Origin of the sequence: Xanthomonas sp. DAR33341, from assembly GCF_003992815.1 — a bacterium.
In the GTDB taxonomy this organism is placed as follows: Bacteria; Pseudomonadota; Gammaproteobacteria; order Xanthomonadales; family Xanthomonadaceae; genus Xanthomonas; species Xanthomonas cissicola.
The window spans coordinates 102,102-120,962 of the sequence record NZ_QEYV01000048.1 but is presented as its reverse complement, the minus strand read 5'-3'; the positions used below and the strand labels follow the sequence as shown (position 1 = coordinate 120,962).

Sequence of the window (18,861 nt, the reverse complement as noted above, 5' to 3'; positions counted from 1 at the left end):
TGGTTCTTTCTCCAGGATGTGCCCGATGTACGGCGAATTCAGTCTCTACGGTGTGTTCGTACCCACCTTGCTGGCGTTGATGACGCTGGCCTATCTGCTCAACAGCGGCATCGCCGCGCTGCTGACCCGCGCCGGCGCCTACCGCTACATCTGGCACCCGGCGCTGTTCAACCTGGCGCTGTACATCGCACTGCTGGGCGGCCTGTTCTTCCTTACCCGTTGGATGCAATCGTGAAAAAGCTGATCAAGACCGCGGGGCCGGCACTGCTGACCCTGTCAATGGTGGTGGTGGCCGCGTTGGTGTTGCAGCACCTGTGGCGGTATTACATGCAGGCGCCGTGGACGCGCGATGCGCACGTGGGCGCCGATGTGGTGCAGGTGGCGCCGGATGTCTCCGGGCTGGTGGAGTCGGTGGCCGTGGCCGACAACCAGCCGGTGAGGCGCGGCCAATTGCTGTTCGTGGTGGACCGCGCGCGCTACGCGATCGCGCTGGAACAGGCGCGCGCCGCGCTGGCCGAACGCCGGGCCACGCTGACGCAGTTGCGCCGCGAGATCGCGCGCGACCGCAGCCTGCAGGACCTGGTCGCCGCCGAAGATGCCGAAGTGCGCCGCTCCAACGTACAAAAGGCGCAGGCCGCAGTGGCCACCGCGCAATCGGCGGTGGATCTGGCCCAGCTCAACCTGGACCGCACTCAGGTGCGCAGCCCGGCCGACGGTCGCGTCAGCGACCGCACCGTGCGGGTGGGCGACTACGTCAACGCCGGGCGTCCGGTAGTGGCGGTGCTGGACACCGGCTCGTTCCGTGTCGATGGCTACTTCGAAGAAACCCGCCTGCAGGGCGTGCACCCCGGCCAGCGCGTGGACGTACAGCTGATGGGCGAGCCGGTCACGCTGCAGGGGCATGTACAGAGCATCGCCGCCGGGATCGAAGACCGTTACCGCAGCGGCAGCGCAGGCGCATTGCCCAATGTCACGCCGGCGTTCGATTGGGTACGGCTGGCGCAACGCATCCCGGTGCGCATCGTGCTGGATCGCGTACCTGCGCATGTGCAGTTGATCGCAGGGCGCACTGCCACGGTGAGCATTCTGCCCGACACGGCCAATACGGCTCCGGCAACCCCGGCCGTCGCGCCTGCCCGTGTGCAGGCCAAGGCGGCGCCATGAACCGCACGATCTTGCGTCCGCTGGGAGTGGCCGCACTGCTGAGCATGCTCACTGCCTGCAGCACGGTCGGCCCGAACTACGCCGTGCCGGCCGAGTCGGCCTACCGGCGGCCGGCCGCCAATGCCGCCTTTCTGGACACCGGCAACGCGCAGGTGCAACCCGGTGCCGCGCTGCCGGCGCGCTGGTGGGCGCTGTATCAGGACCCGATGCTGGATGGCCTGATCGAGCAGGCGCTGCGCGACAACATCGAGCTGAAGGTGGCCGGTGCCAATCTGCGCCGCGCCGCTGCGGTCTACGAACAGGCCATGGATGCCGGCGGTTTCGATTACGAAGTGGAAGCCGGCGTCAGCCGCGCGCAGGTGTCGGCCGAGGCGTTTTTGCAGGAAGAAAAATTGCCGGTGTTCAACCTGGCCGATGGCAAGTTCGGCGTGTCGTACCAGTTCGATCTGTTCGGCAAGCTGCAACGCGGTGCCGAAGCCGCGCACGCCGACACCCAGGTGGCGCAGGCGGCGATCGATCTGGCGCGCGTCAGCGTGGCCGCGCAGGTGGCCGGCAGTTATGTGGAGATTTGCCACGCCAACCATGAGTTGCAGGTGGCCGAGCATTCGCTGCAGTTGCAGCAACACAGCCGCCAGATCACCCAACGCCTGATCGCGGCCGGTCGCGGCACGCCGCCCGATCTGGCGCGCGCCACCGCACAGGTGGCGATGCTGGAAGCGTCGCTGCCGCCGCTACGCGCGCGCCGCCAGGCCGCCGGTTACCAATTGGCCGCGCTGCTCGGCAAGACCCCCGGCGAGGTGCCGGCCGGCGTGGACAGCTGCGCGCACGCGCCTGCATTGCAGCAGCCGATCCCGATCGGCGATGGCCGCGCGCTGCTGGCGCGCCGCCCGGATGTGCGCCAGGCCGAGCGCCGGCTCGCCGCCGCCACCGCACGCATCGGCGTGGCCACCGCCGAGTTGTACCCGGACATCCGCCTGGGTGGTTCGATCGGCGCCACCGGCCTGCTGGCGGATTTCGGCGAGCCGGCCACGCACGCGTGGTCGTTCGGCCCGCTGATTTCCTGGACGCTGCCCTCCAGCGGCGCACGTGCGCGGGTGCGCGCCACCGAAGCCGGCGCCGACGCTGCGCTGGCGCAGTTCGACAACACCGTGCTGCAGGCCTTGCGCGAAGTGCAGACCACCTTGTCGCGCTATGCTCAGGATCTGGACCGCCTGCATCTGCTGGAACAGGCGCAACAGCAGGCCGAGCTGGCGTCGGCGCAAAACCGGCGCCTGTATCAGGGTGGGCGCACGCCGTACCTGTCCAGCCTGGACGCCGAGCGCACCCTGGCCACCGCCGACATGACCCTGGCCACTGCACAAGCGCAGGTGTCGCAGGACCAGATCCAGCTGTTTCTGGCGCTGGGCGGCGGTTGGGATGCCGACGCCGGGCGCAACACCACCAAGGCTGCGCGATGATTCCGTTGCTGCGCGATCGTCAGGCCTGGCTGTTTTCGGCCAAGACCTTTGCCGCCTCGATCGCGGCGCTGTATGTCGCGCTTGCCGGCAATCTGTCGCGACCGTACTGGGCAATGGCCACGGTCTACATCGTCTCGCAACCACTGCTCGGCCCCACCCGTGCCAAGGGCGTGTACCGCGTGCTCGGCACCTTGCTGGCCGGCGTGGCCACCTTGGTGATGCTGCCGAATCTGGTGGAAACGCCCTTGCTGCTGAGCGCGGCGATGGCGCTGTGGCTTTCGGCATGCCTGTTCCTGGCGCTGCTCAATCGCGGCCCGCGCGGCTATGCGTTCCTGCTGGCCGGCTACACCACCGCGTTCATCGGGTTTCCTGCGGTCACCTCGCCGGAAAGCATCTTCGACACCGTCGTGGCCCGCAGCGAAGAAATCATCCTGGGCACGGTGATGGCGGTGCTCTTCGCGTCGCTGCTGTTCCCGGCCTCGGTCAAGCCGATGCTCACCGCGCGGATCGGTAACTGGATGCAGGACGCGGCGCAGTGGTGCCGCCAGGTGCTGCAGCGCGGCCCATCGCAGGCACCGCGCAATCGGCTGGCGGCCGATCTGGTGCAGTTCGAGGCCTTGATCGCCTTCGTGCGCCACGACGACCCACGCCATGCCGGTGCCGTACCCACGCTGGAGCAGCTGCGCGCACGCATGCTGATGCTGTTGCCGGTGCTGTCGTCGATGGCTGATCGGCTGGATGCGTTGCAGCGCGATGGGTCTGCGTTGCCGCTCGCCACCGCCGCGCTGCTGGAGGACGTCGCAGCCTATGTGGACCAGGGCGAGGAAGCACCCAGCGATGCGGACGTCGGCGCCTTGCGCGCACGCATCGCCGCACTACGCCCGGTGGTGGATCAGGACATCGAGCATCTGCTGCTGGCCAGCCTGCTGCTGCGGCTGGAAGAGTTGCTCGACCTGTGGCAGGACTGCCGCGCGCTGCAGCAGGCGGTGGTGCACGGCACGGCGACGCCGGTGCTGCGCGCGATGCCGGCTGCGGCGAGACCACCTGCCACGGCCGAATCATCCGAACTGGCTGACACTGCACAAAGCGAACCTGCTGTGCGTTCGCGCATGCAGCCTTCAGTGCTGCAGCGCCTTACCCGGTCACCGCGCAACACAACCGACGCGCCGGGAGCTGCCAGCACCACCCGCCATATCGATTTCGGCATGGCCGCGTTTTCCGCGCTGAGCGCCGGCTTCGCGCTGATGGCGTACTGCGTGTTGTGGATCGGCATCGGCTGGGAAGGCGGCGGCAACGGCGCGATGATGGCTGCGGTCACTGCTGCGTTTTTCGCCGCCCAGGACGACCCTGCGCCGAGCATGCTGTCGTTCCTGACCTGGGCGGTGGTGGCCAGCGTGGTTGCCGGCATCTATCAGTTCGGCATCTTCCCGGCCATCCACGATTTCCCGATGCTGGTGTTGGTGCTGGCGGCGGGCTTCCTGCCATTGGGCGCGCTACTGCATCGCCCCAAGAGCATGCTGATCGCCTTGCCGCTGGTGGTGAACCTCACCGCGCTACTGAGCCTGCAGAACACCTACAGCGCCAACCTGCAGAGTTTCGTCAACGCGGCGGTGGCGATGGTGCTGGGGATTGGATTTGCCGTGGTGCTGACGCGCTTGTTCCGCTCGGTGGGTGCCGAATGGAGCGCGCGCCGGCTGGTGCGCCAGGGCTGGCGCACGCTGGCCGATGCCGCCGAGGGCCGCGGCGCGCAGGACCGGCAGCACTTCGCCGCCCGCATGCTGGACCTGCTTGGCCTGCTCGCGCCCCGGCTGGCATTGACCCCGGAAGGCAGCGAGCTGGCCTCGGTGGATATGCTCAACGAAGTGCGCGTGGGCTTGAACATCCTGCAGCTGCGCCGCGCACGGCATGGTTTGCCGGCGTCCAGTCGCGATGCGGTGGACGCGATTCTGCGCGATGTGGCTGCGCACTACCGGCGGCAGGTTGCGCAGAAGCGTCCGTTGCATGGGCCGGAATCTCTGCGTGATCGTCTGGATGTTTCCCTGGCGCGCGTGGGCAAAGTGCCGGCAGGCGCGCATCGCGATGAAGCGTTGTTGGGGTTGATTGGTTTGCGTTACAGCGTGTTTGCGCAAAAGGCGCCGCATACCCATGGGAACGCCGACACTCGGCCGCCGTCAGCCCCTCTTCCTACGGGAGAGGGGTTGGGGTGAGGGTACGGGGCGAAGCCCTTGTGTCGTTCCAACTACACGAGGCTTCGCTCGTACCCTCATCCGCCCTTCGGGCACCTTCTCCCGCAGGGAGAAGGAAACAGCCAGCCCGCGCGCGCTCATCACCGCTTGCGCTGATGCATCGCCGTTTCGTCGTCCAGCCAGTTGCTGCCCTTGTTGGTCAGGAAGAACATGTAGACCACCAACGACACCGCAATCACCGCCGTCGCATAGATCACGAACTCGGTCACTTGGTTGGTCTTCAGCGAGGCCTGATACAGCAACGGCGCGGTGCCGCCGAACGCCGAATTCGCCAACGCGTAGCCAAGACCGACGCCCAGCGCGCGCACATGCGTAGGGAACAATTCCGCCTTCACCACTGCATTGATCGAGGTGTAGCCGGTCAGGATCACAAAGCCCACAGTGAGAATCACGAACGCGGTCAGCCAGTCGGTCTGCTTGGGCAGTTCCATCACCAGGAACCAGGTGTAGAGCACGCCGCCGATGCCGAAGAACACCAGCAAGGTCTTGCGCCCGACGATGTCCGACAGCCAGCCGCCGACCGGTTGCATCAGCATCAGCACGGTCAGCGCGACCAGGTTGATGATGGTGCCGGCCATCACGTCGCCGCCGGCGAACGCGGTCTGGATCATCTTCGGCCCGGTGACCGAATAGGTGTAGAACGCGATCGTGCCGCCGGCGGTGATCAGGAAGCACAGCAGCAGCGGGCGCCACTGGTTGACGAACAGCTCGCGCATCGAGCCCGACGCCTTGGCCTTGCCGGTGCGCGAATCGGCGATGGATTCGGAGCTCAGCGACTCGTCCATGGTTTGGCGCAGCCAGAACACCACCAACGCACCGATGCCGCCCAGCCCGAACGCCACGCGCCAGCCCCATTCGGAGACCTGCGAGGCATCGAAGAAATGCAGCATCACCAGCAAGGTGGTCTGCGCCAGCACGTGCCCGCCAACCAGCGTGACGTAATGGAACGAGGACAGGAACCCGCGCCGGCCCGGAATCGCCGCTTCGGACATGTACGTGGCGCTGGTGCCGTATTCGCCACCGGTCGCAAAGCCCTGCAGCAGGCGCGCCACCAGCAAGATGATCGGCGCAGCGATGCCGATGGTGGCCACCGTGGGCGTGATCGCAATGACGAACGAGCACAGCGCCATCACCGACACCGAAATGGTCAACGCCAGGCGGCGGCCATAACGGTCGGCGAAGCGGCCGAAATACCAGGCGCCGATCGGGCGCATCAGGAACGTCATCGCGAAGATCGCCCACACGAACATGGTGGCGTTCTTGTCTTCCTTGGAGAAGAACTGCGACTCGAAGTAGGTGGCGAACACCGAATAGACGTAGACGTCGTACCACTCGACGAGGTTGCCGGCCGAGCCCTTGAGCGTGTTGGACACCGAGCGGCGAAGGCTACCGGCAGCGGTGCCAGAACCGGCAGCGATCGGAGACGATGGGGGTGCGCTCATGCGGTCAGAACCTCTTCGGTGGGACAGCCCCGGAGTATAGGTGCGCGCTTGTGTGACGCATGTAAGCATTTCGGCGCATATACAGGCCTGGCAACGGCCGGCAGCGGCGCGCGCTTCAGCCCGCTTTCGACGGTCGTCGGTGTGTCGCTTGCGGCTGCGGGCAACAGCACGCACGACCGGGCGACATCGGCAGGCGCCGCAGATTCCGGCAGCGCAGCCTTGAGGCGAACAACAGGCAAAGCGCCGCATCGGTGGGGCAGCGCTACGGCGAGCCGGTGGTGCTGCGGGTCGACGCCGGGCGCATGCATCGCAATGGCCTGCCGTTCTTCAAGGCCGACAACGGCGTATGGCTCACCGCGCAGGTTCCGGCAGCGTTCCTGACCCGCCCGCGCTGAGCTGAGGCGCGCCGCTGGCCTGCCGGCCAGCGGCATCGGTGCCCGGTGCCGGCCAGCACCTGGGCCGGCACGGAGACGCACAGACGCCGGACGCATCCCCCTTCACGGCCCCCATGACGCCCGGCTTGCCAGAATGCCGGCCGCTTGGGGCTGTCGATGGCAGGGGAACCGGAGTTGGATGCATGACATGGATCATCGTGGCCGCCGTGGCGGTCACCTTGCTGGTGGGGCTGCTGCTGCTCAACTTCGCCACGCCGGAGAAAAAGCTCGAGCACATCCCCAAACACCTCTACGACGTTGCCGATCCGCAATTCAAGCGCGAGATGTCGGTGTTGCTGGGGCCGGCCATCCTGCCCGGCAACAGGATCGACGTACTCAATAACGGCCGCGAGATCTTTCCGGCCATGCTGGAGGCCATCCGCAGCGCGCAGCACACCATCACGTTCGAAACCTATATCTATTGGTCGGGCGAGATCGGCCGAGAATTCAGCGACGCCTTGTCCGAGCGCGCGCGTGCCGGGGTGGATGTGCGGGTCACCATCGACTGGGGCGGCAGCCTGAAGATGGACCATGCACTGGTAGACACCATGACCGAGGCCGGCGTGGAAGTGCACCGCTACCGCCCGCTGGCCTGGTACAACCTGCACCGCATCAACAACCGCACGCACCGCAAGCTGCTGGTGATCGACGGCCGTATCGGCTTCACCGGCGGCGTGGGCGTGGCCGACCAGTGGATGGGCGACGCGCAGGATCCGGACCATTGGCGCGACACCCACTACCGCATCGAGGGCCCGGTGGTGGCGCAGGTGCAGACCGCCTTCAACGACAACTGGATCAAGACCACCGGCCGCGTGGTCAATGGCGCCCGGTACTACCCGGCGCTGGGGGCGGTCGGCGACAGCGATGCGCAGTTGTTCGTGGCCTCGCCGGCCGGCGGCAGCGAGAGCATGCACCTGATGTATCTGATCGCCATCGCCGCCGCATGCCGCACCATCGACCTGGCCGCGGCGTATTTCGTGCCCGATGCGCTGATCACCCGCGCGCTGCTGGAAGCGCGCAGTCGCGGCGTCAGCATCCGCGTGCTGCTGCCCGGCAAGCACATCGATGCGGTGTCGGTGCGGCTGGCCTCCAAGGCCAGCTGGGAGCCGTTGCTGCAGGCCGGCATCGAGATCCACGAATACCAGCCCACCATGCTGCATACCAAACTGCTGATCATCGACGGCCTGCTGGTCTCGGTAGGCTCCACCAATTTCGACATCCGCTCGTTCCGCCTCAACGACGAGGCCAGCCTGAATGTCTACGACCGCACGCTGGCCGCACGCATGACCGAGGTGTTCGAGCGCGATCTGCAACGCGCCGAGCAGTATTCGCTGGAGCGCTGGCGCGCGCGGCCGTTGCGGCAGAAGCTCGGCGAGAAACTGGTGTTCCCGTTCCGCTCGCAGGTGTGAGCGCGCAGGGCCGATAACGGCGGTGTTAGCGTGCCGCCCCCGCCGCACCTGCCTGCAAGCGCAGCTGGCGCAGGCGCCACCACAGCCCGCCCACGTGCACCAGCGAGTACAGCACCAGTGCCGCGGCGATTCCCAGCGTCAGCGGGCTGGCCTGCGAACCGGCCGCCGCCGCACCGGCAGTGAACGCGCCATCGGCCCAGCGCCAGGCCAGGCGCCCCAGCAGCACCAGCATCAAACCGCCGCCAATCCAGGGATTGGGCGTGTACCAGCCTTGGCCATCCACCCATTCGGCATGCGTGTAGCGCAGCGACAGCGCACCCAGGCCGATGCCCACCAGCGTGCCTGCGGCAATACCGAGCCGCACCTGCGGCAAGCCGTACACCGCGAACGCCAGTGCTGCCACCGCGATCAGCAGCACGGCGCTGCGCACCGCCGTGGCCACCGGCTTCCATTGCTGCCGGCCGAAGCTGCGCCGGATGCGCCGGTAGTAGAGGTAGCCGATGGCGGCCATCGAGAGATACGGCGTCAGGGGTGCGATGGCAGCGGCGGGCATGGCGAGTCCTTTGCGGATGAGTGGAGCGACCCGCGCAGAATGAAACCAGCCATGGGCACGAACAAGGTGCCAAGTGTCACTTTCTACAGGCGGCAGCACCGCCGGTCGCTGCCCAGACCGTTGCCGCGCAGGCGCTTGCCGCCTGTCCGGTGAACGCCGCGCGGGGACGCCAGCGCCTGCCACACGCGAACAGGAGCGGCGCGGGTAGACTTGCGCAGTGCTCCCCCTCCGCCGTGCCATGTCCGCCATCAAGCAAGACGCCCATACGCTGATCGACACGCTGCCCGAGACGGCTGGATGGGGCGAGGTGGTCCGCGTCGTGGCCGACGCCAGCTTCCTGGCCGCGGTGCAGGAAGGGATTGCCGCTGCAGATCAGGGCGCGTTGACGGCTCCGGCACAGGTGAGCGCACTGTTCGCCGGATGGGGCGTTGATGTTACGGCGTGACTGGACCGTCCCGGCCGCCACGCAGCTTGCACACGCCCAGGATCACTACCACGCGCTCAACCCGACCGCCGCTGCCGCGATGGCGCGGCAGGTGCTGGAAGCCACCCGCACTCTGGCCGAGCAACCAGGCCGTGGCCGCGTTGGCCGCGTGCCCGGCACCCGCGAATGGGTGGTCAAGCAGACCCCGTATGTGTTGGTCTACCGCGTGCGCGACGGCGCCCTGCAGGTGTTGCACGTCCATCTGGATGCCAGCGACTGGCTGCCACGCACCGAACCGCTGATCGAACGCATCGAACCGTGGATTGCCGCGCTGATCAGCGCGCTGCTGCACGTGCTGATGTTGCTGATCCTGCTGTCGGCCTCCACCCCCACCATGACCCCGCCGCAGGGCTCGGCCAGCGGTGGACGCATCAAGGTGGATTTCGTCGGCGACACCTCGCAGCCCGATGAGCCGGTGCCCTCGCCCACACCGGTGCCACCGACACCCACGCCCGTGCAGCCGCCACCGGCTGCCTCGCCGGTACAGTCCACGCTGGTGCAGCAAGCCAAACATCCGGTGCCGCCGCAGGGCGATACCGCGCAAGGCAGCCTGGCCGAACGCCGCCAGCCGCGTCGCCAGCAACGGCCCACGCCGCCGCAACCGCCCGCACCGCCGGCGGCATCCGCCCAGCGCCGCCCGGATACCTGGACCGGCCGCCCGCCGGGCATGCTCGACGAACCCGCCGACGGCGCCGAAGACGGCATGGCCAACACCCCCACCATCAGCCAGGGCCGCCGCAACGACCGCAACAACGCCCAGCCCAGCCTGGATATCGGCGGCTTCCAGGTCTATTACGACGTGCGCAGCGAAACCCAGCTGCGCGCCTGGAAAGAACAAGGCATGCAGGAAATCGCCATCATCCTGCCCGGCACCCAGCAACGCATGATCTGCCCGCTGGATGTCGCGCTCAAACGCGGCTCCAGCAAATGCCGCCTGCTGCCACCGGATTCGCCGGAGCTGAAGACCATCGGCGACGCGCGCGAGGTCATCAACATGATGGAGGTCTACCGCCAGGGCGAACCGGTCTGGCGTGGGCCGGGGCCGTATCGGTGAGGGGTGGGGTGGGGCCAGGTTGGCCCCGGATTCCACTTACCTGCTAATGCGGGAATGACTGCATCCGATACCGGGCGTGCTGACGTTGCCTGAGTGCTTGCACTTCTCTAAAGTGCAAGCACCCTGATGTCACCGGGAGGGCCATATGCCTTCTTTCACCGTCCGCAATATCCCAGACGACGTGCATCGCGCGATCCGCGCGCGGGCTGCACTTCATGGCCGCAGCACCGAAGCGGAGATCCGCGCAATCCTTGAATTGGCGGCCAAACCCGCAGACCGGGTCAAACTCGGCTCACTGCTGGTGAGCATCGGCCGCGACGCCGGCCTGACCGCAAAAGAGGCCAATGCCTTCGACAAGCTGCGCGGCAAGGCGGCGATCAAGCCGATCGGTCTGAAGTGATCCTGCTCGATACCAATGTCATCTCCGAACTTTGGCGGCCTCAGCCTAATCCGCAAGTCGTCGCCTGGATCGATGCACAAGCTGTCGAGACACTGTTCCTGTCGGTCGTGACGGTGGCTGAACTCCGTTTCGGTATTGCCGTGATGCCCAAGGGCCGAAAGCGATCCACCTTGCATGCTCGGTTGGAGGGCGAGGTATTGCCACTGTTCGACGGGCGCCTGCTCGCATTCGATCTGGATGCATCACACGCATTTGCGGCGCTTGCATCGAAAGCCAGAACCGCAGGACTCACACTCGGGCGCGCCGATGCCTACATCGCTGCAACGGCAGCCGCGCAAGGATTGACCGTTGCCACTCGCGACACGGCACCATTCGAGGCGATGGCGTTAGACGTCATTAACCCTTGGAGTTGATACGACATTTTCGGTCATAAATCGGCATTCGGCATTCGATTTCATTCTCAGACGTTGCCATTAAATACATGATTTCCTTTAATCCGTTGATAAGGGCGTCTAGCTTGCAACCGAACGTTCGTCATCGAATTTTTAGTGCGCTTTCTTTTAAGTGCGCGGACGGAGCAAAGGCGCTTACCGCTTCGCGCACAGCATCTTTATCTGCGGGAGAGACTTTTGGGCCAAGCATCACCTCCATTTCTTCGAAAGCCTCCTCAGAAATCGGAATGTCGATGTAAAGGGATTCTGAGGGATTTGAATGCCCCCCTCCTTTCTCCTGCATCATTTTGAGCAACGCGCTCCTATACTCTGAAGGAGCGCGGGCAAAGCTTAGTTTTGGCCCTTCGGACGCCATTAATACGTAATGCTACTCTTCTTGATCCTCCCATTCTTTGGATTTAATACGCGCAATATCAGAGGCACGTCCAAATAAGGTTGTTGATGTTGGGTCGCTGCGAGAAAATTTAGCAACCTCTACTTCCGGATCATCCACATAAGAAACTGCCCCGCCAAATTTCTCTGCATCCGCAGACGGATCTGGAACAAGTATGTGTCCATTGCCGAAAGGTGTTGTTATGCCAAACGGCGCTTCTACACCATGAATCTTGAATCCATAGCTCTGCGGCACAGATCGCATCCTGCCGTTTTGATGCGTGAACGATTTCGTTCCAAACCACTCCGTTATTGTTGACCACACAAACGGAGACTTTAAGAACCCAATCCGAACACCTCGACTCATATCACCGTAACGGTACCATTTAAGAAAAAGCAGATCGGATGCGCTGACCTCACCTCGCCCACAGGGCGCGCAGCGTCCTGGAAACTGGCTACAGTCCGCACAGGGCCACCAAGCCCACCCCACCCATCCGCTTCCAAGGATCTGCATGTCCCTGCATCGTCTTGCCCCGCGCCTGGGCCTGGCCGTTGGCCTGCTGTGCGCCTGTGCCGTACACGCCGCCGAGCCGGCGCTGGCGCATCGTCTGCTGCGCGTCACCCTGGGCGGGGCGACCGACCAGGCCACGTCCGGGCGCCTGTTGGTGTTCGCCACCCTGGCCAAGGATGCCCAGGCGCAGGCCAAACAAAGCGGGAAAGACGGCAAGGTGGAGGAGGTGAATATGAATCCCTTCCGCCCCACCGCAGTGGCGGTGGCCGCGCAGGATGTCACCGCGCTGGCACCCGGCGGCAGCGTCCAGATCGATCTGGACAATATCGCCTTCCCGCGCGGGTTTTCTGCGCTGCCGGCCGGCGATTATCTGTTCCAGGCCTTGCTCGACCCGGATGGCAGCTATGGCTACAGCGGGCGCGATGGCGGCGATCTGCTGAGCGAGGTCACCGCCGTGACCTTGGCCAACGGTAAACCGCTGCCGGCGCTGACCTTGAGCAAGCAGGTGCCGGTCTCGGACGATCCGTGGCAGGTCTCGCCGCGCGCGCCGCAAGCGGTGCGCGCGGCGGTGCCCGAAGCCAGGCTGCATAGCGCCGATGCCTCGATGGTGAGTCCGTCGCTCAGCGCGTTCTGGGGCCGGCCGGTGTCGCTGCGCGCCCGCGTGCTGACGCCGCCCGGCTACAACGCCAGGGCCGCCACGCGCTATCCCACCGTGTATGTCACGCATGGCTTCGGCGGTAACTACAACCGCTTCGCCGGCAGCATTGCATCCACCTGGAGCCTGATGGCGGCCAAGCAGATGCCGCCGATGATCTGGGTCTTCCTGGATCAGTCCACGCCCACCGGCACCCACGAGTTCGCCGATTCGGTCAATAACGGCCCGTGGGGCACTGCGCTGACCGAAGAGCTGATTCCGGCGCTCGAGCGCCAGTACAAGATGGACGGCAAGGCCAGCGGCCGCTTCTTGAACGGGCATTCGTCCGGCGGCTGGGCCACGCTGTGGTTGCAGACGCGCTACCCCAAACTATTCGGCGGCACGTGGTCTACCTCGCCGGATTCCAGCGATTTCCGCGACTTCACCGGCCCGAACTTGTACGCGCCCAATGCCAACGTCTACCGTCGCGCCGATGGCAGCCAGTTTCCGCTGATCCGCGACCACGGCAAGGTGCTGGCCGATCTGGAAACCTTCGCCAAGCTCGAACGCGTGCTCGGCCCGTACGGCGGGCAGCTCACCTCGTTCGAGTGGGTCTTTTCGCCGCGCGGCGCCGACGGCCGCCCGCTGCCGATGTTCGACCGCGACACCGGCAAGGTGGACCCGGCCGTGGTGGCCTACTGGCGTACCCACTACGACATTTCCGCGCGCGTGGCCGCGCAATGGCCAACGCTCAAGCCGGATCTGGACGGCAAGATCCATCTGATCGTCGGCACAGCCGATACGTTCTACCTGGATGGCGCGGCGCATCAATTCCAGGCGGTGCTGGATGGCCTGGGCGCCAGGAGCGATTTCCGCTATCTGGAAGGCCGCACCCACTTCGATCTCTACACCGAGGGCGATGACAACGACGCGCTGATGAAGAAGATTGCCGCAGAGATGTACGCAGTGGCGCGACCGAAGCGGTGAGCGGCTGAGATCGCCGGGTTGCATGCAGCGCTACGCGCGTGCACCGCCTGCCGCAACCGCACCGCGCCTGCCAGATCGCATGCGCGGCATTGTCGGTCGGGCATCAGGCAGAGCGCGGCAATTCCCATTCCACCTGCTGGCGCAGCACCAGCAGCAGCACCTGGATGCGCCCGCCACGCACCATCGCTGCAGGCGTCTGGCCGTCGAGGGCATTCATCGGTTGGCGAAACCAGCGGATCAGCCCCTCGTTATTGCCACCGTTCAACGCCCATGCGTGGCAGACGATTTCGCCCAGGTTTTCGATGCCGGCGGTGCCAAGCAACTTGAGGTGTTCGGGGGTGAACGCAAACATCGACAGCACCAGCTCGGCGTCGGCCGCGTTGCCGTGGTCCACCTGCATCTGCTCGCTGTGCGCGGTGCTGTAGAGCGAGCCCTGCGCGCGAAAATCTTCGGCGCGCCGCATGCCGGTCAGCACTGCTGCGATGAGGTCGGCGCGTTCCATGGGTCGTCCAGCTGAGTACGTGCGCGCACGCTAACCGGGCCGCTGCTGCCGCTCAATCGGGAGACTCCTGACAGCCGCCAGGCGCGTCAGCGGCCGTTGCGTCATGCAGCGCGGCGCGGCGGCCGGGCATGGACTGCACGCGCAGGGCCAGGGCATCGCCTGCACGGCGTCGCCCTCACCCGCCTTCTCGGCGCTTAACGCAGGGGTTGCTAGCATCCGGGCGCGTCACTGGCAGCAGCCTGCACGTGAATGGCTGCAGTGTTGGAGTCTCACCTCATGAGGAGTTGTCAGATGCCCTGGAAATCCACCCTTGCCATGCTTGCCCTGTCCACCGCCGCGCTGCCGGCGCTGGCGCAGTCCGACCGTCAGGTGGTCGAAGACATGCTCACCCGCTCGGCCAATGTCTGCCCCGGCCACAGCACCGAACGCACCACATCCACCGTCAAGGCCGTCCCGGTCGGCGCGCTGCGCGTGATGCTGGAACGCGGCCTGGTCATGTGCCCAGACCGTCGCCTGGACGCCGCAGCACCGGCCGTGTTCTACGGGCGCCTGGGCGTGTTCGCCTGGAACCCGGAAGTGAAAGCCGGATCCACCGTCATCGCCAAACAGATCGACAGCATGACCCGCAAGGACGACTACCCCACCGACACCCTGGTGTGGGACGCCAAGGGCAGCGCGCTCACGCAGCAGACCGTGCCGATGTTCGAACCCAGGCCGGGTGCGGCGGTGTTGTACAAGGTGCGTTGAGGCCGACGCGATTGCGCGCGGCGCCCAGTCAGGCCCTGGCGCCCCGCTGCACGCGCGCATCGGCTGCATCGGCCGGGCCATCGCCGCCGAGCCGCTGTTCGTAAATCTCATCGACCACACCGCGCACCGCACGGGCGGCATTGAAGATGCTCTCGCCAAGCACCGAGAGGCTGGTGGCGTCCAGTGGCTTGCCGCTGCAGACCGCCACCATGTCGCTCTGCGCGGTGATCGTGCGCAGCAGTGTGTGGAAACGGTCGATCTGCTACAGGGTCACGCCGAAGGTGAAGGGTTCTGCGTGCAACGGTGCCCGAGCGTGGTGCCGGCTGTGGCTTGCAGGGGCTTTCGGAGCAGTCATGGCGTCCGTCCTCGACGTGAGCGGACGGGATGTCCGCAAGGCCACCGTAGCGCGCTTTTTCGGATATCTGAAAACCAGACATTTCGTCTGATTTCTTAGCGAAGCAGGCGCGCGCGTCTCACGCCGATTTTGTCGGTTCGGTCGTGGCGGTGAAGCGCCGCGGCTCACCGGTAATCGGGTCATCGAACGCCAATGTATGCGCGAACAGCTGCAGCGGGCGTCCCGGGTCGTCGGGCCGCTGCGCTTCCAGGGCGGGATAAAACCGGTCGTGCAGGATCGGCGTGCCCAGCGCGGCCATGTGCACACGCAACTGATGCTTGCGGCCGGTGACCGGCTCCAGCCGATACGTCCAGGTGTCTGCGTTGCGTGCGACCACCTCGATCACTGTCTCGCTGTTCGGTTCGCCCACGCCCTCGCGCATGCGGAAGAACGGCTCGCCCGGCTCCAGCCGGCTGCGGTGCACATACGGAAATCTCAACTCTGGCAGCGGCGCTGCTACCGCCAAGTAGTGCTTGCGGATGCGCCGTTCGCGAAACAAGGCCTGGTAGATCCCACGCGTGGCAGGGTTGGCCGAGAACAGCACCAGCCCCGCGGTTTCGCGATCGATGCGGTGCAACGGTACGAGCGCTGGATTGTCCAGCCGCCGCACCAGTCGCGTCAGCAACGTCTCACGCACGTACGCACCGGCCGGTGCGACCGGCAAGAAGTGTGGCTTGCAGGCCACCACCAACTGCGCGTCGGCATGTACCACGGTCTCGACATACGGAATCGCCGGTTCATCGGCGACCTCGCGAAAATAGCGGATGTCCGCACCCACGCGATACGGCGCTGACAGCGCCAGGGCCTGGTCGTTGGCATCGCGCACCAGACCACGCTCAAACCGATTGCGCCAACGCTCGGCCGCGATCGCCGGAAAACAGGCGCACAGCGCATCGAAGACCGAGACCCACGGGCCGGCAGGCAGCTGGAAGCGGCTGGCCGGCGTGCCATCGTGGGTGCGGGGTGCATCGGGCATTGCCGGGATCGCGACAGGATCGAGAGTGCAGCATGGTAACGCGCGATGCGGCAACGCATTGCATGCAGCGGGCGATTGCATGCAGCACTGCAGCATCGGTCGATCGCTGCAGTGGCCAGCTTCCGCATGCGCGAAGCGATGTGCGGCCACGCGATGGCGCCGCATCGACGCGTGGTGTTCTGGAACTTAGGTTGGCATCGCGATGCGTGTGATCGCGCACCATGCCACGCCTCGGTAGCGACGCTCCGGCTTGCAACACATCTGTCATCGCCCGTTGACGTTGCGTGCGGGCAACGGACTCCCCTTCGATCCCTTTCTCCAAGCAGCAACATCACCATGCGTTCGACACTTCATGCCACCGTCGTGACGGCAGGGCTTCTTGCCCTGATCACCACCAGTGCGGCCATCGCTGCCGTGCCATCGGTGGCGCAGTGCACCACGCCGCAGCCGTGGGCGCACTCCAATGCCGGCGTGGTGGTCGGCAACGGCACGGCCGCCAGTTGTACCGCCAGCGCACTCGCCACTGCGGTGGCGCAAGGTGGCTATGTCACCTTCAACTGCGGCACCCGTGCGGCCAGCATCGCCGTCAACCAGACCATCAACATCAGTGCCAGCACGCCAACGGTGATCGATGGTCAGGGCAAGATCACCCTGGATGGCCGCCAGGCCGCGCGTATCTTCCAGGTGCAGAACGGCAATGCGCTGTCGGTGCGCAATCTCAAACTGCAGAACGGCAGCTCCGTGCAGCCGCCGTCCAACACGCAGTACGCGCCCGGCACCTGGGGTGGCGGCGCGATCAAGGTCAGCTACCGCGGCAAGCTGGAAGTGATCAACAGCCAGTTCCTGAGCAACCGCAGCAGCATTGGGGGTGGTGCCATTTTCGCCGGCAGCGATACCGACGTGACCATCGTCAAGAGCTCGTTCTCCAAGAACACCTCATGGCTGGGCGGCGCGCTCTACACGCAGCTCAGCCGTCTGACCATCGTCAATTCCGAATTTGTCGGCAACCAGGCCATCAATGCGCCGGCCGGCTTCCCGGATGCCGACCAGTTCGGCAACAGCGGCGCGATCGACACCGACGGCGCCTCGCTCGCCGGCTACCTCAACGCCGCCGCCGGTGGCGCCACGCTCTCGGTGTGCGGCACGGTGGTGCGCAACAACAGCGCGGCCAACAGCGGCGGCGGCGCCACATTGTGGGCGTATGCACCGGACACCATCGACGTGCGCTACTCCACCTTCGCCAACAACATCGCCTATGGCGGCCCGGCCGGCGGTGCGCGCATCAGCCTGGGTTTCGGCGATACCACACACTCCGGCACCACCATCACGACGCCGGGCATCATCAACGTCGAAGAAACCAGCTTCATCTCCAACCGCGCCGAAAAGAGCAATGCCGGTGCCTTGTACATGGACTGCTACGGCCCGTCCTGCAACGTCAGCAACAGCACCTTCTATGGCAACTATGCAAAGGGTGTGGGCGCGGCGATCCAGCATGTGGGCTGGCAGCCATCCAATGGCGACCAGGGCAAGACCACGGTGCGCTTCAACAACGTCACCTTCGCCGAGAACACGCCAGGGTCGACGTTGTTCGGCAGCGGCTTCGACATCCGCAACAGCATCTTCTACTCCAAGACCGAGCGCACCTTCTGCAGCGACCAAAGCAGCACCGGCAACAACCTGATCGAGTACTCCGCTGCAGGCGGCTTGTTCCATAGTTGCCTCACCGCCGGCCTGGCCCGCGCCACCGATCCGCTGCTGGGCGCACCGGCCGCCAATGGCGGCCCCACGCTCACCCAGTTGCCGGCTGCCAACAGCCCGGTGCGCAACCTCGGCAGCGGCTGTCGCACTATCGACCAGCGTGGTGTTGCGCGTGATACCGCGGTCTGCGATGTGGGTGCGGTGGAAATCAAGTAAGTCGCACTGCGCGTCCTCTGGCGAGGACGCGCGTTGTGTGGCCGAGTGGGCTAAGAAGCCCGCTTGGTCGCGCAATCAAGCGGTAATTGCGGCGCGGTTCAAGGCCACATCCACATTGATCGGTTTTGGCCACAAATACCTCGCGCATAGGCTTGGATTCTGCTCGCCCAACGAATAAACATGTGCATCTCATTGGCAAAGATGGCTACGGAGTACAGCCCGAGCTTTGAGCTGCAGCCACTCATCAACAGTGGTGAACATAAAGTCGCCAACTGGAGCGAGATTAGGGTCAGTGTGTGCGAAGGGATTGCCATCGAGCCACTCTACTATCACTGAGTCGGGAGCTGGGACATTGGCTGCCTGGACTCAATCCAAGAATTCTGCGCTGAGACCCTGATGCTCATACGTGTCACCTAGCATGACTACCCTAATAACGGGGTCAGGTTGACTTTCTGAGTGAACTTGACCCTATTTCCTTGCAGCCTCCCCTGCATGCCAATGACGCGGGCCCGAGCGAGACCGGAGAAACGGAGTCAGGTTGACTTTTTAGTGAACCTGACTCCGTTTCTTCATTGATACGCGCAGGGTTCCACAAGTACGCACCACCCTCATTGCGCGTAGCGCCGTTCAAACTCTCAGGAAACAGGTCGCCAATTGAACCTGGGTGGCGTCGGGAGTGTTGAACATTGCGATGTAATCGAGCGCCTCTGCGCGTACGGCGCCCTTGGG

General features: G+C 65.4%; 20 protein-coding genes. 13 read left to right on the top strand and 7 right to left on the bottom strand.

Going from position 1 to position 18,861, the window contains the following annotated elements:
* The first annotated feature begins 16 nt into the window (after positions 1-16).
* Genes EO156_RS23345 through EO156_RS23330 form a run of 4 tightly spaced genes read left to right on the top strand, consistent with a single transcriptional unit; the run spans position 17 to position 4,828 of the window.
* On the top strand, positions 17-235 hold the full coding sequence (locus EO156_RS23345; protein ID WP_016850515.1) for a DUF1656 domain-containing protein: 219 nt from the start codon (positions 17-19) through the stop codon (positions 233-235).
* Positions 232-1,164 carry an efflux RND transporter periplasmic adaptor subunit gene (locus tag EO156_RS23340; RefSeq protein ID WP_015463797.1) on the top strand — a complete coding sequence of 311 codons (933 nt, stop codon included), beginning with the start codon at positions 232-234 and terminating at the stop codon, positions 1,162-1,164. The genes EO156_RS23345 and EO156_RS23340 overlap by 4 nt, the downstream gene beginning before the upstream one ends.
* Positions 1,161-2,621 (top strand): efflux transporter outer membrane subunit, encoded by a 1,461-nt coding sequence (locus tag EO156_RS23335; RefSeq protein ID WP_029829706.1) that lies wholly within the window; start codon positions 1,161-1,163, stop codon positions 2,619-2,621. Before EO156_RS23340 ends, EO156_RS23335 begins: the two co-directional genes overlap by 4 nt.
* Positions 2,618-4,828 (top strand): FUSC family protein, encoded by a 2,211-nt coding sequence (locus tag EO156_RS23330; protein WP_029829709.1) that lies wholly within the window; start codon positions 2,618-2,620, stop codon positions 4,826-4,828. The genes EO156_RS23335 and EO156_RS23330 overlap by 4 nt, the downstream gene beginning before the upstream one ends.
* 119 nt (positions 4,829-4,947) lie before the next feature.
* Here EO156_RS23330 and EO156_RS23325 read toward each other — a convergent pair whose 3' ends face one another.
* Entirely contained in the window at positions 4,948-6,309 is a 1,362-nt protein-coding gene (locus tag EO156_RS23325) for an MFS transporter (RefSeq protein ID WP_005916658.1), read from the bottom strand.
* A gap of 251 nt (positions 6,310-6,560) precedes the next feature.
* Here EO156_RS23325 and EO156_RS23320 point away from each other — a divergent pair, with 251 nt between their 5' ends.
* A complete protein-coding gene (locus EO156_RS23320) occupies positions 6,561-6,704 on the top strand; it encodes an RNA 2'-phosphotransferase (RefSeq protein ID WP_005916661.1) in 144 nt (47 codons plus the stop codon).
* Positions 6,705-6,886: 182 nt separating this feature from the next.
* Positions 6,887-8,152, top strand: a complete 1,266-nt coding sequence (locus EO156_RS23315) for a phospholipase D-like domain-containing protein (RefSeq protein WP_016849472.1) — start codon at positions 6,887-6,889, stop codon at positions 8,150-8,152.
* Positions 8,153-8,177: 25 nt separating this feature from the next.
* Here the strand turns inward: EO156_RS23315 and EO156_RS23310 are convergent, their stop codons facing one another.
* Positions 8,178-8,705 (bottom strand): hypothetical protein, encoded by a 528-nt coding sequence (locus EO156_RS23310; protein WP_005916668.1) that lies wholly within the window; start codon positions 8,703-8,705, stop codon positions 8,178-8,180.
* Between the two features lie 238 nt (positions 8,706-8,943).
* Here EO156_RS23310 and EO156_RS23305 point away from each other — a divergent pair, with 238 nt between their 5' ends.
* The 4 genes from EO156_RS23305 (at position 8,944) to EO156_RS23290 (ending at position 11,056) form a co-directional block, all read left to right on the top strand.
* Positions 8,944-9,150, top strand: a complete 207-nt coding sequence (locus EO156_RS23305) for a hypothetical protein (protein WP_003489327.1) — start codon at positions 8,944-8,946, stop codon at positions 9,148-9,150.
* Positions 9,137-10,243 carry a type II toxin-antitoxin system RelE/ParE family toxin gene (locus tag EO156_RS23300; RefSeq protein WP_005916674.1) on the top strand — a complete coding sequence of 369 codons (1,107 nt, stop codon included), beginning with the start codon at positions 9,137-9,139 and terminating at the stop codon, positions 10,241-10,243. The genes EO156_RS23305 and EO156_RS23300 overlap by 14 nt, the downstream gene beginning before the upstream one ends.
* 145 nt (positions 10,244-10,388) lie before the next feature.
* Positions 10,389-10,643: an Arc family DNA-binding protein gene (locus EO156_RS23295; RefSeq protein ID WP_005916676.1), complete on the top strand. Its 255-nt coding sequence runs from the start codon at positions 10,389-10,391 to the stop codon at positions 10,641-10,643.
* Positions 10,640-11,056, top strand: a complete 417-nt coding sequence (locus EO156_RS23290; RefSeq protein ID WP_005916679.1) for a type II toxin-antitoxin system VapC family toxin — start codon at positions 10,640-10,642, stop codon at positions 11,054-11,056. Before EO156_RS23295 ends, EO156_RS23290 begins: the two co-directional genes overlap by 4 nt.
* A gap of 121 nt (positions 11,057-11,177) precedes the next feature.
* Here the strand turns inward: EO156_RS23290 and EO156_RS23285 are convergent, their stop codons facing one another.
* Both EO156_RS23285 and EO156_RS23280 read right to left on the bottom strand, forming a co-directional pair.
* Positions 11,178-11,390, bottom strand: a complete 213-nt coding sequence (locus EO156_RS23285; RefSeq protein ID WP_160300355.1) for a hypothetical protein — start codon at positions 11,388-11,390, stop codon at positions 11,178-11,180.
* Positions 11,391-11,462: 72 nt separating this feature from the next.
* Positions 11,463-11,723 carry a hypothetical protein gene (locus tag EO156_RS23280; RefSeq protein ID WP_124632112.1) on the bottom strand — a complete coding sequence of 87 codons (261 nt, stop codon included), beginning with the start codon at positions 11,721-11,723 and terminating at the stop codon, positions 11,463-11,465.
* 256 nt (positions 11,724-11,979) lie between these two features.
* On the opposite strand from EO156_RS23280, the gene EO156_RS23275 reads away from it, so the two are divergent.
* Entirely contained in the window at positions 11,980-13,599 is a 1,620-nt protein-coding gene (locus EO156_RS23275; RefSeq protein WP_016849230.1) for an alpha/beta hydrolase-fold protein, read from the top strand.
* Between the two features lie 103 nt (positions 13,600-13,702).
* On the opposite strand, the gene EO156_RS23270 is transcribed toward EO156_RS23275, so the two are convergent.
* Complete coding sequence (locus EO156_RS23270; RefSeq protein ID WP_004429277.1) at positions 13,703-14,101, bottom strand: antitoxin Xre/MbcA/ParS toxin-binding domain-containing protein; 399 nt, start codon at positions 14,099-14,101, stop codon at positions 13,703-13,705.
* A gap of 315 nt (positions 14,102-14,416) precedes the next feature.
* Between EO156_RS23270 and EO156_RS23265 the strand changes: the two genes are divergently transcribed.
* On the top strand, positions 14,417-14,848 hold the full coding sequence (locus tag EO156_RS23265) for a hypothetical protein (protein WP_016849229.1): 432 nt from the start codon (positions 14,417-14,419) through the stop codon (positions 14,846-14,848).
* A 28-nt stretch (positions 14,849-14,876) separates the two neighbouring features.
* On the opposite strand, the gene EO156_RS23260 is transcribed toward EO156_RS23265, so the two are convergent.
* Together EO156_RS23260 and EO156_RS23255 are read right to left on the bottom strand one after the other, a co-directional pair.
* Positions 14,877-15,107 carry a hypothetical protein gene (locus EO156_RS23260; protein ID WP_226690114.1) on the bottom strand — a complete coding sequence of 77 codons (231 nt, stop codon included), beginning with the start codon at positions 15,105-15,107 and terminating at the stop codon, positions 14,877-14,879.
* Between the two features lie 214 nt (positions 15,108-15,321).
* Positions 15,322-16,383: an RluA family pseudouridine synthase gene (locus EO156_RS23255; RefSeq protein ID WP_016849228.1), complete on the bottom strand. Its 1,062-nt coding sequence runs from the start codon at positions 16,381-16,383 to the stop codon at positions 15,322-15,324.
* Between the two features lie 198 nt (positions 16,384-16,581).
* On the opposite strand from EO156_RS23255, the gene EO156_RS23245 reads away from it, so the two are divergent.
* Positions 16,582-18,132 carry a choice-of-anchor Q domain-containing protein gene (locus EO156_RS23245; protein ID WP_026006873.1) on the top strand — a complete coding sequence of 517 codons (1,551 nt, stop codon included), beginning with the start codon at positions 16,582-16,584 and terminating at the stop codon, positions 18,130-18,132.
* Positions 18,133-18,861: the final 729 nt, after the last annotated feature.

Coding starts and splice junctions, on each gene's coding strand:
- EO156_RS23265 (WP_016849229.1), top strand. CDS start 14,417: ATGCTTGCCCTGTCCACCGCCGCGCTGCCGGCGCTGGCGCAGTCCGAC.
- EO156_RS23255 (WP_016849228.1), bottom strand. CDS start 16,383: ATGCGGCGCCATCGCGTGGCCGCACATCGCTTCGCGCATGCGGAAGCT.
- EO156_RS23330 (WP_029829709.1), top strand. CDS start 2,618: ATGATTCCGTTGCTGCGCGATCGTCAGGCCTGGCTGTTTTCGGCCAAG.
- EO156_RS23335 (WP_029829706.1), top strand. CDS start 1,161: ATGAACCGCACGATCTTGCGTCCGCTGGGAGTGGCCGCACTGCTGAGC.
- EO156_RS23310 (WP_005916668.1), bottom strand. CDS start 8,705: ATGCCCGCCGCTGCCATCGCACCCCTGACGCCGTATCTCTCGATGGCC.
- EO156_RS23325 (WP_005916658.1), bottom strand. CDS start 6,309: ATGAGCGCACCCCCATCGTCTCCGATCGCTGCCGGTTCTGGCACCGCT.
- EO156_RS23275 (WP_016849230.1), top strand. CDS start 11,980: ATGTCCCTGCATCGTCTTGCCCCGCGCCTGGGCCTGGCCGTTGGCCTG.
- EO156_RS23295 (WP_005916676.1), top strand. CDS start 10,389: ATGCCTTCTTTCACCGTCCGCAATATCCCAGACGACGTGCATCGCGCG.
- EO156_RS23270 (WP_004429277.1), bottom strand. CDS start 14,101: ATGGAACGCGCCGACCTCATCGCAGCAGTGCTGACCGGCATGCGGCGC.
- EO156_RS23315 (WP_016849472.1), top strand. CDS start 6,887: ATGACATGGATCATCGTGGCCGCCGTGGCGGTCACCTTGCTGGTGGGG.
- EO156_RS23345 (WP_016850515.1), top strand. CDS start 17: ATGTGCCCGATGTACGGCGAATTCAGTCTCTACGGTGTGTTCGTACCC.
- EO156_RS23305 (WP_003489327.1), top strand. CDS start 8,944: ATGTCCGCCATCAAGCAAGACGCCCATACGCTGATCGACACGCTGCCC.
- EO156_RS23300 (WP_005916674.1), top strand. CDS start 9,137: ATGTTACGGCGTGACTGGACCGTCCCGGCCGCCACGCAGCTTGCACAC.